At 60.5% G+C, this 13207-nt stretch carries 18 protein-coding genes; 14 read left to right on the top strand and 4 right to left on the bottom strand.

Translation table 11 applies throughout. The features are described 5' to 3' along the window. Positions 1 to 58: 58 nt before the first annotated feature. The 13 genes from PFLCHA0_RS10305 to PFLCHA0_RS10245 all read left to right on the top strand — a co-directional run bounded on the left by PFLCHA0_RS10305 (position 59) and on the right by PFLCHA0_RS10245 (position 11141). Positions 59 to 631, top strand: coding sequence for a phage baseplate assembly protein V (locus tag PFLCHA0_RS10305; protein WP_015634855.1), 573 nt, complete (start codon positions 59 to 61; stop codon positions 629 to 631). Further along, a complete protein-coding gene (locus tag PFLCHA0_RS10300; RefSeq protein ID WP_015634854.1) occupies positions 628 to 972 on the top strand; it encodes a GPW/gp25 family protein in 345 nt (114 codons plus the stop codon). The genes PFLCHA0_RS10305 and PFLCHA0_RS10300 overlap by 4 nt, the downstream gene beginning before the upstream one ends. After that, complete coding sequence (locus tag PFLCHA0_RS10295) at positions 969 to 1880, top strand: baseplate J/gp47 family protein (RefSeq protein ID WP_015634853.1); 912 nt, start codon at positions 969 to 971, stop codon at positions 1878 to 1880. The genes PFLCHA0_RS10300 and PFLCHA0_RS10295 overlap by 4 nt, the downstream gene beginning before the upstream one ends. Next, positions 1880 to 2497, top strand: a complete 618-nt coding sequence (locus PFLCHA0_RS10290) for a phage tail protein I (RefSeq protein ID WP_015634852.1) — start codon at positions 1880 to 1882, stop codon at positions 2495 to 2497. The genes PFLCHA0_RS10295 and PFLCHA0_RS10290 overlap by 1 nt, the downstream gene beginning before the upstream one ends. After that, positions 2494 to 4041, top strand: coding sequence for a phage tail protein (locus tag PFLCHA0_RS10285; RefSeq protein WP_015634851.1), 1548 nt, complete (start codon positions 2494 to 2496; stop codon positions 4039 to 4041). Before PFLCHA0_RS10290 ends, PFLCHA0_RS10285 begins: the two co-directional genes overlap by 4 nt. Before the next feature lie 9 nt (positions 4042 to 4050). Then, positions 4051 to 4473 (top strand): tail fiber assembly protein, encoded by a 423-nt coding sequence (locus tag PFLCHA0_RS10280; RefSeq protein WP_041752073.1) that lies wholly within the window; start codon positions 4051 to 4053, stop codon positions 4471 to 4473. A gap of 91 nt (positions 4474 to 4564) precedes the next feature. After that, entirely contained in the window at positions 4565 to 5734 is a 1170-nt protein-coding gene (locus PFLCHA0_RS10275) for a phage tail sheath protein (protein WP_015634849.1), read from the top strand. Between the two features lie 57 nt (positions 5735 to 5791). Further along, positions 5792 to 6307 carry a phage major tail tube protein gene (locus PFLCHA0_RS10270; protein ID WP_015634848.1) on the top strand — a complete coding sequence of 172 codons (516 nt, stop codon included), beginning with the start codon at positions 5792 to 5794 and terminating at the stop codon, positions 6305 to 6307. Positions 6308 to 6360: 53 nt separating this feature from the next. Continuing rightward, positions 6361 to 6690 (top strand): phage tail assembly protein, encoded by a 330-nt coding sequence (locus PFLCHA0_RS10265; RefSeq protein ID WP_015634847.1) that lies wholly within the window; start codon positions 6361 to 6363, stop codon positions 6688 to 6690. An 8-nt stretch (positions 6691 to 6698) separates the two neighbouring features. Then, positions 6699 to 6818, top strand: coding sequence for a GpE family phage tail protein (locus PFLCHA0_RS31125; protein ID WP_041752072.1), 120 nt, complete (start codon positions 6699 to 6701; stop codon positions 6816 to 6818). Beyond that, on the top strand, positions 6808 to 9429 hold the full coding sequence (locus PFLCHA0_RS10255; protein WP_015634846.1) for a phage tail tape measure protein: 2622 nt from the start codon (positions 6808 to 6810) through the stop codon (positions 9427 to 9429). The genes PFLCHA0_RS31125 and PFLCHA0_RS10255 overlap by 11 nt, the downstream gene beginning before the upstream one ends. A 6-nt stretch (positions 9430 to 9435) precedes the next feature. Then, positions 9436 to 9876 (top strand): phage tail protein, encoded by a 441-nt coding sequence (locus tag PFLCHA0_RS10250; protein WP_015634845.1) that lies wholly within the window; start codon positions 9436 to 9438, stop codon positions 9874 to 9876. Continuing rightward, positions 9873 to 11141, top strand: a complete 1269-nt coding sequence (locus tag PFLCHA0_RS10245; protein ID WP_015634844.1) for a phage late control D family protein — start codon at positions 9873 to 9875, stop codon at positions 11139 to 11141. Before PFLCHA0_RS10250 ends, PFLCHA0_RS10245 begins: the two co-directional genes overlap by 4 nt. 116 nt (positions 11142 to 11257) lie before the next feature. On the opposite strand, the gene PFLCHA0_RS10240 is transcribed toward PFLCHA0_RS10245, so the two are convergent. The 4 genes from PFLCHA0_RS10240 to PFLCHA0_RS10235 all read right to left on the bottom strand — a co-directional run bounded on the left by PFLCHA0_RS10240 (position 11258) and on the right by PFLCHA0_RS10235 (position 12908). Next, positions 11258 to 11872 (bottom strand): hypothetical protein, encoded by a 615-nt coding sequence (locus tag PFLCHA0_RS10240; RefSeq protein ID WP_041752071.1) that lies wholly within the window; start codon positions 11870 to 11872, stop codon positions 11258 to 11260. A 64-nt stretch (positions 11873 to 11936) separates the two neighbouring features. After that, positions 11937 to 12098, bottom strand: coding sequence for a hypothetical protein (locus tag PFLCHA0_RS31655; RefSeq protein WP_015634842.1), 162 nt, complete (start codon positions 12096 to 12098; stop codon positions 11937 to 11939). A 130-nt stretch (positions 12099 to 12228) separates the two neighbouring features. Continuing rightward, the gene (locus PFLCHA0_RS31120) at positions 12229 to 12576 is read right to left on the bottom strand and encodes a DUF2511 domain-containing protein (protein ID WP_172621743.1); all 348 of its coding nucleotides are present in this window, start codon (positions 12574 to 12576) and stop codon (positions 12229 to 12231) included. A gap of 11 nt (positions 12577 to 12587) precedes the next feature. Next, positions 12588 to 12908: a helix-turn-helix domain-containing protein gene (locus PFLCHA0_RS10235; RefSeq protein ID WP_041752736.1), complete on the bottom strand. Its 321-nt coding sequence runs from the start codon at positions 12906 to 12908 to the stop codon at positions 12588 to 12590. Positions 12909 to 12992: 84 nt separating this feature from the next. Between PFLCHA0_RS10235 and PFLCHA0_RS10230 the strand changes: the two genes are divergently transcribed. Further along, on the top strand, positions 12993 to 13205 hold the full coding sequence (locus PFLCHA0_RS10230) for a DNA-binding protein (protein WP_015634841.1): 213 nt from the start codon (positions 12993 to 12995) through the stop codon (positions 13203 to 13205). Positions 13206 to 13207: the final 2 nt, after the last annotated feature.

The following is a 13207-nucleotide window of genomic DNA, read 5'->3' as shown; positions in this document are numbered from 1 at the left end:
TTCCTCATACAAGGAGCCAAAGCTGCACCCGCACGCGCGCGGCGCCACCATCGGCGTCATGAACGATCTAGCCACCCTCGCCCGCCTGATTGAAAACCTTGTCCGCTTCGGCGTTGTCGCCGAAGTCCAGATGAAGCCCCCGCGCGTGCGTGTGAAAACCGGTGAACTGACCACGACCTGGCTGCCATGGCTGACCCTGCGCGCCGGTTCCGACAAGGAGTGGGACCCGCCCACCGCCGGTGAGCAAGTCTTACTGATCAGCCCCTCGGGCCAACTTGGCAACGGCGTGGCTTTAACCGGCCTGTTCAGCGACAACGCCCCGGCCAACGGTGACCGCGCCGGACTCCACCGCCGCAGCTACAGCGACGGCACGGTGATCGAGTACGACAGCGTCGCCCATCACCTGAATGCCACCCTGGCCCCGGGCGGTACCACCAACCTGGTCAGCGAGGGCGGCATCACCATCCTCGGCCCAATCACCCACCAGGGCGACTACACCCAGACCGGCAATCAGACCGTCACCGGCAAGGTCACCGTGTCGCAGGACGTGGTCGCGGCCGGCATCAGCCTGGTCAAGCACCTGCATGGTGGAGTGATGCCGGGCGGAGCCAAGACAGGAGCCCCGGAATGAACCGAGATACCGGCGCAGCGATCAGCACCACCGAACACATCGAACAGTCGTGCAGCGACATCCTCAGCACTCGCCTCGGCACCCGCGTCATGCGCCGGGAGTACGGCAGCCTGTTGCCCGAGCTGGTCGACCACCCGTTCAATGATCTAACCCGTCTGCGGGTCTATGCCGCCACCGTTATGGCGCTGATGCGTTGGGAACACCGCGTCAGCCTGAGTCAGGTGCAGTTCAAGGGTGCGACGCTGCAAGGGCAGTCGGTGTTGGATATTGAATGTCGTCGAGTCGATACCAATGAACCGCTCAACCTGGCCGTCACACTCCAACTGGGGGCCAGCGCATGAACACCTTCGCCGCCATCGATCTCAGCCAGCTGCCACCGCCACAGATCGTCGAGCAGATCGATTACGAGTTGATCCTCGCCGAGCGCAAGGCCTATGCCATCAGCCTGTGGCCGGCCGAGGAGCAGGCCGAGATCGCTGCCCGCCTCAATATGGATTCCGAGCCTATGGCCAAGCTGCTGCAGGAGAACGCCTACCGGGAAATGGTCTGGCGCCAACGGGTGAACGAGGCAGCGCTTGCCAACCTACTGGCGACCGCCAAAGGCACCGACCTGGAGCAGTTGGCCGCCAACTACAACGTCAAGCGTCTGGTAGTTCAGGAGGCCAAGCCGAGCGCCGTACCTCCACTACCTCGAATTATGGAGGGCGACGACAGCCTCCGTGAGCGCGCGCAGATGGCCTGGGAAGGCCTGAGCACGGCCGGCCCTCGCAACAGCTACATCTTCCACGCCCGGGCTGCTGATGGCCGTGTCGCCGACGCCACCGCCGAAAGCCCATCGCCGGCCGTGGCAGTCGTGACGGTGCAGAGCCTGCTGGGCGACGGCACAGCGCCGGCGGACCTGCTCGCCGTGGTCAGCAGCTACCTCAGCGATGACGACCGCCGCCCGGTGGCCGACCGCCTGATCGTCCAGGGCGCGACCATCCTGCGCTACCAGGTCAAGGCCAAGCTCTACCCGCTATCCAGCGGCCCAGAAGCCGAACCCATACTGGCCGCGGCGGAAAAGAGCTTGCAGGCCTATGTGCATCAGCGCCGACGCCTGGGGATGGAGGTCACCGAGTCAGCAGTCCACGCGGCATTGCACGTTGAAGGCATGCGCAAGGTGCTGCTGGACAACTGGGTCGATATCGTCGCCAGCAAAGCCCAGGCGCCCTACTGCACCAACATCGTATTGAGCCGGGGGGATGAGTGATGAGCGCTCAGCCGCTGCTGCCTGGCAACTCCACAGCACTCGAACGCCAGGCCGCTGTGGCCTTGGCGCAGATCCAGCGTGTGCCGATTCCGCTGCGCCAGCTTTGGAACCCCGGCACTTGCCCGGTTGAGCTACTGCCCTATCTCGCCTGGGCCTTCTCTGTCGACCGCTGGGACAGCAATTGGCCTGAGACTGCCAAGCGCTCGGCGATTCGCTCATCCCACTACATCCACTCACGCAAAGGCACCATCGGCGCCCTGCGCCGCGTGGTGGAACCGCTGGGGTACCTGATCGAGGTCCTCGAATGGTGGCAGGCAGTACCGGAAGGTGTGCCGGGAACCTTTGCCATCAAGATCGGCGTGCTCGAAACCGGCATCACCGAGGAGATGTACCAGGAACTAACCTGGCTTGTGGATGACGCCAGGCCCGTGACTCGTCACCTGACCGGCATGGCTATAAGCCTGGAGATCACCGGCCGCATCTTCCTCGGCGCCGGCTTCAGCGATGGCGACGAAATCGACGTCTACCCCCCTACCCAACGCGACATCGAGGTCAGCGGTTTTATCCGCCTGGGTGGCAGAGAACACAACATCGACACCATGGACATCTACCCATGACAGACCAGAACAGCCAGTTTTTCGCGATCCTTACCGCCGTAGGCAAGGCCAAGCAGGCCAATGCCGATGCCCTGGGCGTGCCCTGGACGTTCGCTCAGATGGGCGTGGGTGATGCCAACAACACCGAACCAATGCCGAACGAGCAGCAGACCCAACTGATCAACGAGCGCCGGCGGGCGCCGCTGAATCAGCTGAAGGTTGACCCGAACAACTCCAACATCATCATCGCCGAGCAGGTCATTCCTGAAAGCGTCGGCGGCTGGTGGATTCGCGAAATTGGCCTGTACGACACCGCTGGCGACCTGGTGGCCGTTGCCAACTGCGCGCCCAGCTTCAAGCCGCTGCTGTCCCAGGGCTCAGGCCGCACCCAGGTCGTGCGCATGAACCTGATCGTCAGCAACACGGCCAACGTCGAGCTGAAGATCGACCCGAGTATCGTGCTCGCCACCCGTACCTATGTTGATTCGAAGGTCCTGGAAGAGATCTACAAGCTCGACAGCAAACAATCGGTACGGGCTGCAACCACCGCCAACATCGCCCTGGCCGGGCTGCAAAGCGTAGACGGTGTGGCGCTGGTAGCGGGTGACCGGGTATTGGTGAAGAACCAAGCCGCAGCCAAGGACAATGGCTTATACAGCGCAGCGGCGGGCGCCTGGACGCGCACCGCAGACGCAGACACCAGCGCAAAGGTGACCTCGGCCTTGATTGTGTCCGTGGAACAAGGGAGCACCCTGGCCGACACTCGCTGGCAGTTGATCACCGACGGCACAATCATCGTGGGCACTACGCCCCTGGTCTTTCAAAACGTGACTGAAGGGTTCGCGCCAATCAACTCGCCGGCCCTCCTGGGCGATCCTACGGCGCCGACCCCAGCACAGTTCGCCAACAACAAGGCGCTGGCTACGGCAGAGTTCGTACAGCGGGCCATCGGCGGATTCGGCCGGGCTTTCAGCTACGGTACGGCGGGACAGGTTATTCAGCCGTCGCAGGTCAATGCTCATATCAACGTGTTCGGGACCTGCAACACGTTGACCCTGCCTCTGCTAAGTAGCGTGCCGGTGGGGTCCGTAATCAACATTGGTGCATCGTCTTTGTCGTGTTCGATTCTGCGCCAGGGCACTGACACTATTTTTCTGAACAGTGCGCTTGCGCCAGCATCAAACATCACCGTGAACGATGGCGAGTCCGTATCGCTGGTAAGCAATGGGACGCAATGGATCGCCTCGGGTGTGGCGATGCTCAAGTATGCCGCGAGCTTTGCTGCGTCGTTAGCACCAGCCGGTTATCAGAGACTGCCGGGGGGCTTAATTTTGCAATGGGGGAGTGCTGTGTCGGCAGGAGGAGCAATGGGTAACTGGAATGCTGTCTATTACATTGCGTTCCCCAATGCGTGCTTGAGCGCGGCAATTCTCGGAAACGGAGGAGCGACAGTGTTTTCCCTGGTAGACAAGGGCACAAACGGAATCAAAGCCACGGCAATGACGAGCACAACAGGGGTGCCGACTGCCGGACTTGGTGGTTTTTTCATCGCCCTAGGAAATTGAGGAGGGTCTATGTTCAGTTCGAAATCCACTCGCAGCTTCTACGACTCAACCATTCACATGTCCATGCCGAAGGATGTCGTTGAAATCGCCGCTGAAAGGCACGCGGAGTTAATGGCAGGTCAGGCAGCGGGCCTGGTCATTGATTGGGGCAAGGACGGCTTCCCGGTGCTTACCGACCCACCGCCACCGAGCGCGGAGGATCTTGCAGCCGTTGAACGGGCATGGCGTGATCAGCGCCTCAGCACTACAGATAGCGTCGTAACCCGGCACCGCGACGAACTGGAGGACGGCGCGGCCACAACCCTGACAGCCGAGCAGTACGCCGAGCTCCAGACCTATCGCCGGGCGCTGCGTGACTGGCCCGAAGCCGACAAATTTCACCGCACCGAACACCGCCCGCCAGCACCCGTCTGGCTACCCGAGCACCTGTAACCCACTCCCCTACAAGCCTGCGCGCTCGCTGATCCGACGCGCGCGCGGCAGCCTGTGCACTGTCACCCCATTCACTGCGCAGGCAAAATCCATGGCCGATTATCTTCACGGCGTGCGGGTCCTCGAACTCAACGACGGCACCCGCCCCATTCGCACCATCCCCACCGCTGTTATCGGCCTGGTCTGCACTGCCGACGACGCTGATCCGCTGGCATTCCCGCTCGATACCCCGGTCCTGCTGACCAACGTTCAGACCGCGGTCGGCAAAGCCGGCACCAAGGGCACCCTGGGCGCCAGCCTGCAGGCCATCGCCGACCAGACCAAGCCTTACGTGATCGTGGTGCGGGTCAAGGAAGGCGAAACCGAAGCCGCGACCACCAGCGCCCTGATCGGCACCACCACCGCCGACGGTAAATACACCGGCATGAAAGCCCTGCTCGCCGCCAAAGCCCGTGTCGGCATGGTGCCGCGCATCCTCGGCGTGCCAGGCCTGGATAGCCTGCCAGTAGCGACCGCACTGGTATCGATCGGCCAGCAACTGCGGGCCTTCTGCTATGTCAGCGCCCGGGACAGCAAGACCAAGGAAGAGGCCGTCGCCTACCGCGAGAACTTCGGCGCCCGGGAAGTCATGGTGATCTGGCCGGATTTCGAACATTGGGACACCACCGCCAACGCGACTACCAAAGCATCTGCAGTAGCCTGCGCCCTGGGCCTGCGGGCGAAGATCGACCAGGAGGTAGGCTGGCACAAGACCCTGTCCAACGTCGCGGTCAACGGGGCTACCGGCATCAGCGCCGACGTGTTCTGGGACCTGCAGAACCCGGCCACCGACGCCAACTACCTCAACTCCAACGAGGTCACCACCCTGATCAACGAGGGCGGGTTCCGCTTCTGGGGCAGCCGGACTTGCAGCGACGATCCGCTGTTCGCCTTCGAGAACTACACCCGTACCGCGCAGATCCTCGCCGACACCATGGCCGAGGCGCACATGTGGGCCGTGGACAAGCCAATGACCCCGACCCTGGTGAAAGACATCATCAACGGCATCAACGCCAAGTTCCGCGAGCTGATCTCGGCCGGATATCTGATCGGTGGCAACTGCTGGTACCAGGAAGACGCCAACGACAAGGACACCCTCAAGGCCGGCAAGCTGTTCCTTGACTACGACTACACGCCGGTACCACCGCTGGAAGACCTCACCCTGCGGCAGCGGATCACCGACCGCTACCTCATGGAATTCGCCAGCAAGATCAACAGCTAACCAGGGGCTCCCCCGCGAAGGGAGTCACCCCGCGCCAGGACACCGGAGAACACCACCATGGCCATGCCTCGCAAACTGAAAAACCTCAACCTGTTCAACGACGGCAACAGCTACCTGGGCGTGGTCAAGTCGGTCACCCTGCCGCCCCTCGGCCGCAAGATGGAAGCCTACCGGGGCGGCGGCATGAACGGCTCGGTCAAGGCAGACCTGGGCTTCTCCGATGACGGCATCCAGTTCGAATGGAAGACCGGCGGCATCGACCTGATCGCCCTGCGCCAGTTCGGCTCGGTGAATGCCTCCGGAATCATGCTGCGCTTCTCCGGCGCCTTTCAGCAGGACGACACCGGCGACGTCAGCACCGTCGAGGTGGTGGTACGTGGCCGGCACGAAACCATCGAGATGGGCGACGCCTCCCCCGGTGAAGACACCGAGCACAGCATCACCACCACCTGCAGCTACTACAAGCTGACCGTGGACAACGAAGACATCATCGAAATCGACCTGCTCAATTTCATCGAGAAGGTCAACGGCGTGGACATGCTGGAGAAACAGCGCCAAGCCCTCGGCATCTGACCCCCTGCCACTCTCGGCCCGAGAGTGGAAAGCACTGCAACCTGGAGCCCCCAATGAACACCGACGACAACACCCAAGCCCCTGCCGAAGTCGAAGACAACATCGTAGTCCTCGACACACCGATCACCCGGGGCAAGACCACTATCGACATGATCACCCTGCGCAAACCACAAGCCGGCGAGCTGCGCGGCGTGCACCTGGTCGAGCTGCTGAATATGGACGTTGCGACCCTGATCAAGATCCTGCCTCGCATCAGCAACCCAGGCATCACCGCCCCGGAAGCCGCAGCCATGGACCCTGCCGACTTGCTGGCCTGCGGTAGCAAGATCTCCGGTTTTTTGTTGCAGAAGTCGGTGAAGACGGAAGTATCCCTCGTTGCGTAGAGGACGCCATGGCCGATCTGGCCGTGGTTTTTCACTGGGCGCCGGCTGACATGGACCAGTTGGGTCTGCAGGAACTGATGGACTGGCGCGAGCGCGCCAGGGTACGGAGCTCCACCGATGGCGAATGACCTCAAACTTCAGGTGCTACTCAACGCCATCGACAGGGCCACCGGCCCCCTGAAGTCGATCAACAAGAGCAGCATCGGCGCTGCGCGAGCATTGAAGGATGCCCGGGACAACCTCAAGCAACTCAACGCGCAGCAGAAAGACATCAGCGCCTGGCGCACCCAGCGAGCAGCCGCAGAGCAGACCGAGCAGGCTCTCGGCGCCGCCCGTGATCGCGTGCGAGCGCTCAGCCAGCAGTTCGCTGCCACCGGTGCGCCGACCCAGGCCATGACCCGGGATATGCGTTCAGCGATCCGAGAGGCGCAGCGGCTCAAGCAACAACACCAGCAACAGGGCGAGCAGCTCCAGGGCTTGCGCACGAAGCTCTACGACGCCGGCATCAGCACCCGCAACCTCGGGCAAGCTGAGCGTGACTTGCGCAGCAAAATCACCCAGACCAACCAGACCATAGGGCAGCAGGAAGCCAAACTCAGGCGTCTGGCCGGGCAGCAACGACAGCTCGTTAATGCGAAGAGGAGTTACGAGAAGGCTCAAAGCGTATCCGGAGGGATGGCTGCAAGCGGCGCCGCTGGGCTTGGTGCCGGCTATGCCCTGAGCAGGCCGTTGAAGGCAGCAGTAGACGCCTTCGCTCCGGCAGAGAACGCCGCGACCCAGCTGAAGGTGTCGATGATGGCGCCGGACGGCTCCATTGCTGCCGAGTTCGAAAAAATGACGACCCTGGCCACGCAGCTCGGTGACCGCCTGCCCGGCACCACTGCCGACTTCCAGGAAATGATGACAATGCTCCGGCGCCAGGGGCTAACGGCGACCAACATCCTCGGTGGTACCGGCGAGGCTGCTGCGTATCTGGGCGTTCAGTTGCAGATGCCGGTGACCGCCGCCGCAGAGTTCGCGGCGAAAATGCAGGACGCCACAAGGACCACCGAAGGCGACATGATGGCGCTGATGGATACCATCCAGCGCACCTATTACCTGGGCGTCGACAGCGGCAACATGCTGCAGGGCTTCAGCAAGATCTCCCCGGTGATGGACATCATCAAGAAACAGGGCCTGGAAGCGAGCAAGGTTCTCACTCCCCTGCTGGTGATGATGGATCAGGCCGGTATGGAAGGCGGCGCGGCGGGTAACGCCTACCGGAAGATTTTCCAGGGCGCGATGGCCAACGCAAAAATCCAGAAGTTACTGGATGACCTGAAGGCCGAACGCGGGATCTCGCTGAAGCTCGACTTCACCGACGGCAAAGGCGAGTTCGGCGGCATCGAGAAGATGTATGCCCAGCTGGAGAAGCTCAAGGGCTTGAACACCGAGGTTCGCCTCGACCTGATCAAAAGCATGTTCGGCGACGACAGCGAGACTCTCACCACCCTCAACACCATGATGGCCAAGGGCATTGCCGGTTATCGCGAAGTCGAGGGCAAGATGCAGACCCAAGCCGACCTGCGGACCCGAGTGAACGTGCAGCTGTCGACGCTGGCAAACGTTCTGGAAGCCGCCGAGGGTAGCTGGACCAACGCCATGGCCGACGTTGGCAATGTGATGGCCCCAGAACTGAAGGAGCTCATCCAGTCGCTGGGAGAAGTGGCAAACCGTGTGGGCGCCTGGGTGAAGGCCAACCCCGAGTTGACCCGCCAGATCGCCAAGACCGTCGCCGGCATCGCCTTACTGATGACCATCATGGGCGGCCTCAGCATCGGCCTGGCAAGCATGATTGGTCCCTTCGCCATGGTGCGCTACGCCCTGACCTTGTTCGGCATCAAGGGCAGCGGCGCCCTCGGCCTGATTGGCCAGGGAGTCCGCGTGCTGGCGATGGCCCTGGGCGGTCCGCTGATCGCGGCTCTGCGCACGGTCAGCATTGCTATGTGGGGGCTCGCGGCAAACCCGGTGGTACTGGCAATCGCTGCCGTCGTGGCTGTCCTCGCAGGTGCCGCTTACTTGATCTACAAGAACTGGGACGCGGTGAAGGCCTATGTCATCAGCCTCTGGAACGAGATCAAAGCCGGGTTCGACGGAGGCATTGGAGGCATCTTGACCGTCCTGGCCAACTTCAGCCCCATCGGGATCATCTACCGGGCATTCGCCGAGGTCCTGAACTACCTGGGCCTCGATCTCCCGACCCAGTTCACCGAGTTCGGCAACATGATCGTCAATGGCCTGGTGAATGGCCTCCTCGCCGGCATGGGCAAGGTGAAAGAGACCATCGGCGCGATCGGCGATTCAACCATTGGATGGTTCAAGGAAAAGCTCGACATCCACAGCCCGTCGCGGGTGTTCGCCGAACTCGGCGGCTTCACCATGGAAGGGCTGACCCAAGGACTGCAGGCCGGCCAGAAAGGCCCGCTGAACGCGGTGAACAACCTCGGTCAGCAGCTCGCCATGGCAGGCAGCATGGGCCTGGGCGTTGCTGCCATGCCCGGCCTCTCGGTCGATACGCGCGCCCCCATCAGCCCAGCTGCTGCGGCCACCTACGACAGCCACGACACCTACGAAATCAACATCCACCCCACGCCTGGCATGGATGCCTTGGCAATCGGCCGCGCCGTGCGGGCAGAACTTGCGCGCATTGAAAGCGAAAAAGGCGCCCGCAAGCGCAGCCAACTGTCCGACCTGGAGTAAATCGCCATGATGATGGCCTTGGGCATGTTCGTCTTCAGCCTTTCCACAGCCGCCTACCAGGAGCTGCAACGACAGACCGAGTGGCGACACGTCAGCAATACCCGCATCGGCGCCGCTCCAGCCAGGCAGTTTGTGGGCCGAGGCGACGACTCGATCACCTTGCCGGGCGTCATCCTGCCCGAATTGGCCGGATCTGTGCTGAGCCTCGACACCCTGCGGCTGATGGCGAACACCGGCAAGGCCTGGCCCATGGTCGAAGGCAGCGGCCGGATCTACGGTTTGTGGGTGATCGAGAGCCTGAGCGAGACCAAGACGGTGTTTTTCCGTGATGGCACGCCGCGGCGCCTGGAGTTCACGCTCAACCTCAAGCGCATCGATGACGACCGGATAGACCTGATCGGGGCCGCCGGCAGCACTGGCGTAAGTATCTTGAGGATGCTGCTGTGATTGATGCCGCCCTCGCCCGCGTCACGGGCTTTATCGAAGACGCCGCCGACCGGTACCGCCGCGACGCCGCCTATGCTGTCCCGGCCTTCCGCATCACTGTAGATGGCAACGATATCGCCCAACTCATCAGCCCGCGCCTGATGAGTCTGCAACTGACCGACAACCGCGGCATTGAAGCCGATCAGCTCAGCATCACCCTGAGCGATCATGACGGGCTGCTGGCTATTCCGCCGAAGGGCGCCGTGATCAGGCTTTGGCTGGGCTGGAGTGATACTGGCCTGGTGGACAAAGGCACCTACACCGTCGACGAGACCGAGCACAGCGGTGCTCCGGACGTGCTCAGCATCCGGGCGCGCTCGGCCGATCTGCGCAAAGGGCTGAAAACCAAACGCGAGCGGAGCTGGAGCAACACCACCCTCGGCGATGTCCTGGGCGATATCGCCATCGGTAACGGTTTGACCGCTACCATCGCCGGCGCCCTGGACGGCCTTCCTATTCTGCAGCTCGACCAGGCCAACGAATCAGACGCCAACCTGATCAGCCGAGTCGGTGAAGAGTTCGACGCCGTGGTCACCGTCAAGGCTGGCTGCCTGCTGTGCATTCCGGCCGGCGGCGGCAAGAGCGCCAGCGGCATGGAGCTCCCACACATCACCCTCACCCGTGCCGATGGTGATCAGCACCGATATTTGCAGGCCGACCGCGACAGCTACGACGGCGTGCGGGCCTACTTCTACGACGTGAACAGTGCCAAGAAACAAGAGGCCATCGCCGGCGGCGGCGACAACCTCAAGGACCTGCGTCACACCTTCAGCGACCGCCAGTCAGCACTGCGAGCTGCCCGGGCCGAATTCAATCGTCTGCAGCGTGGCAGCGCCACCCTGAGCTACACCCTGGCCGTGGGCCGGCCGGATCTGATCCCCGAGCTGACCTATACCCTGGAAGGCGTGAAGCCCGAGATCGATGCGATTATCTGGTACGGCGGCAACGTGCAGCACAGCCTCAGTGCTGACAGCGGCTACACCGTCAGCTTGGAACTTGAAAGCAAGCTGCCCGAGGACACCGTCGAAGGGTTGGCAGAAGAGAACAAAGGGGATTACACAGGGATCATCGCCTACTACCGCGACAAGAAGACCGGCAAACAGAAGACCATCACGGCTGGGGATCAGAGCAAGCCGCGGCGGCTGAGGTGGTTGTATGCGAGCAAGACGACGGCGAAGCGGGCTGTCGATCGGGAATGGAAGAAGATGCAGGCGGAAACAGCATAGCCCCCCCTGCTTAAACAAAGGACCCGGCGCAAAGCCGGGCTCTTCGATGGGTATAGGCAACGGTTTTATCCAAAGCCTTTCGCTGTTGTGCAGATCGGAAACTCACACCACAGGTGCTATGACTTCATGAAATCCTGTGCTTTCTTCACCGCATCATCTTTTTTTGCACGCTCCTGATTTTCTTTTTCCAACCGATCTAGAATCTCATTAACTTCTTTTGTCGTAACAGGGTGTAAAGTTGCTTCCCAGCGAGTTATAACGATCTCCACATTAACCCCGCGCTTATAGTAAGTATAGTACCGACGAGACAGCTCCACCCAACCATCTAGTTTCAACTTTTCTTGAAACGCCTTTTCCTCTTTACTATCAAACTTTAAAGATATAGAACCATATGAAAGTTTTTCTATTGGTACACCACTCAACTTACTTTTATCAGTGGTGGTGCTTTCACCCGAAAAATTTGCCTCATCATTCAGTTTGACTTCCGCGCTCTTCAGCCTAACTCCGTAGATCTCGCCAGGAATCTCACGCTTACATATGTATCCAACATAAACTGAGAATTCACAATTTTTGAAGCCGGTTTTTTTTGCATCCAATGCGGTACCGGGCAAAACTAGACCTTGAAACTCAAAAGAATCGTAAATTCTCGGTTTCACATCCGGCTGAGCCTGTACTTGCATGGAAACACCAAAACAGACAAGAGCCGCACAAACAATTTGCTTCATCGACATTACTCTCTCCATTTAACGACGGCACTTGTCCTAGAATTAATAAGCACCGCCTCAGCGTATTTTTTTACTTGTTACCCAAAAGGACATTCAGAAAACGAATAATGTCTTCTTGAGCCACCTCATCAAGCAGTCTGAACAGCTGCAAGACCATCCGCTCACGCTCATTCAGTCCAGCCAACTCAATCGGCTGAGGCAGATCGCTTCGCAGCTCATTTTTCACCAACATGCATCACTCCATTTCACACGTTCGGGTACCCGACACCTAAATCGGTGCCAAACAAAGCACCCGGGGAATGAGCGATTTTCAGCATGTTTCGGCGTGTAACCAGCCTACGAAAGGGGTTTTCTTTGCGAGGTTATGCGCCAGTGCAGAGGGCTTGCGCACGTTGAACAATATCGCTGTAGTCCATCTTGATGGATGGCATCGTCGGGTTGGGTTTGGTGATCTCATGGCCATCCGCCCAACCACGCTCTTTCGCCTGACTGCGGGCGCTGCCACTCAGCGCGTAAACCGTTCCATTAGATGCTCTTGCCAAGGCTTTCGGTGATGGGCCGTCGCACAGAAGATCAACACTATCTACGGTGAACGGCCAAGCATCGCCGTACTCCTCGCTTGAAATCTTCTGACTTTTTTCTTCGGCACCACAGCCCCCTAGAGCAAGCAGTGTAGAAACCAGCACTGATACACAAATCCGTTTTGACACAGCCCTACTCCCTATTTTTTATCAGTGAAAGCCCTAAGTAGGCGCATTACGGCGCCTTTGTCCTCGTCACCCAACGCCCGAACGTGCTGCACGATTTCCAGGTCATCTTGCGATAGCGAACTTTCGTCCATAGAGACGCGCTGGCCAGTCACGACGTACAGCACATCTACACCCTGATCAGCCACTGCTGCCAGGTAACAGGCATCCGGGCTACGGTCGCCCTTCTCATAGTTGTACTGGCTGTTTTTCGAGGCACCAGCCTTTGCCGCGAATTCGGTCTGGTTGAAGCCCAGCCGCTCGCGCTCTTCTTTTAGGCGATCACCAATTCCCACAAATGTCTCCATTACGAATTGACATTCCCACATTCATGGGAAATACTTCGCCTGTCATCACACGAAATCACACGAAACGAGACTATGCCGAACGGATACCCCACGGAGCAAGCGTGCAAGGAAGCCCGCGAGAGGCTCGCGCATCAAGGTCTATCAGCCAAGGACTGGGCCGATCAGCACAACCTCACCCCATCCACGGTGTATGCCGTGTTGAACGGACAGAAGAAATGCCTACGCGGAGAGTCTCACCGCGCCGCGGTACTACTCGGAATCAAAGACGGCGTCGTCACAAACTAGGC

It is taken from the genome of Pseudomonas protegens CHA0, assembly GCF_000397205.1.
GTDB classification, from domain to species: domain Bacteria; phylum Pseudomonadota; class Gammaproteobacteria; order Pseudomonadales; family Pseudomonadaceae; genus Aquipseudomonas; species Aquipseudomonas protegens.
This window is presented reverse-complemented; position numbering and strand designations above follow the sequence as displayed.

Excerpts from the sequence above, each read along its gene's own strand:
- PFLCHA0_RS10305 (WP_015634855.1), top strand. The coding sequence starts at position 59 with ATGAACGATCTAGCCACCCTCGCCCGCCTGATTGAAAACCTTGTCCGC.
- PFLCHA0_RS10300 (WP_015634854.1), top strand. The coding sequence starts at position 628 with ATGAACCGAGATACCGGCGCAGCGATCAGCACCACCGAACACATCGAA.
- PFLCHA0_RS10295 (WP_015634853.1), top strand. The coding sequence starts at position 969 with ATGAACACCTTCGCCGCCATCGATCTCAGCCAGCTGCCACCGCCACAG.
- PFLCHA0_RS10290 (WP_015634852.1), top strand. The coding sequence starts at position 1,880 with ATGAGCGCTCAGCCGCTGCTGCCTGGCAACTCCACAGCACTCGAACGC.
- PFLCHA0_RS10285 (WP_015634851.1), top strand. The coding sequence starts at position 2,494 with ATGACAGACCAGAACAGCCAGTTTTTCGCGATCCTTACCGCCGTAGGC.
- PFLCHA0_RS10280 (WP_041752073.1), top strand. The coding sequence starts at position 4,051 with ATGTTCAGTTCGAAATCCACTCGCAGCTTCTACGACTCAACCATTCAC.
- PFLCHA0_RS10275 (WP_015634849.1), top strand. The coding sequence starts at position 4,565 with ATGGCCGATTATCTTCACGGCGTGCGGGTCCTCGAACTCAACGACGGC.
- PFLCHA0_RS10270 (WP_015634848.1), top strand. The coding sequence starts at position 5,792 with ATGGCCATGCCTCGCAAACTGAAAAACCTCAACCTGTTCAACGACGGC.
- PFLCHA0_RS10265 (WP_015634847.1), top strand. The coding sequence starts at position 6,361 with ATGAACACCGACGACAACACCCAAGCCCCTGCCGAAGTCGAAGACAAC.
- PFLCHA0_RS31125 (WP_041752072.1), top strand. The coding sequence starts at position 6,699 with ATGGCCGATCTGGCCGTGGTTTTTCACTGGGCGCCGGCTGACATGGAC.
- PFLCHA0_RS10255 (WP_015634846.1), top strand. The coding sequence starts at position 6,808 with ATGGCGAATGACCTCAAACTTCAGGTGCTACTCAACGCCATCGACAGG.
- PFLCHA0_RS10250 (WP_015634845.1), top strand. The coding sequence starts at position 9,436 with ATGATGATGGCCTTGGGCATGTTCGTCTTCAGCCTTTCCACAGCCGCC.
- PFLCHA0_RS10240 (WP_041752071.1), bottom strand. The coding sequence starts at position 11,872 with ATGTCGATGAAGCAAATTGTTTGTGCGGCTCTTGTCTGTTTTGGTGTT.
- PFLCHA0_RS31655 (WP_015634842.1), bottom strand. The coding sequence starts at position 12,098 with ATGTTGGTGAAAAATGAGCTGCGAAGCGATCTGCCTCAGCCGATTGAG.
- PFLCHA0_RS10230 (WP_015634841.1), top strand. The coding sequence starts at position 12,993 with ATGCCGAACGGATACCCCACGGAGCAAGCGTGCAAGGAAGCCCGCGAG.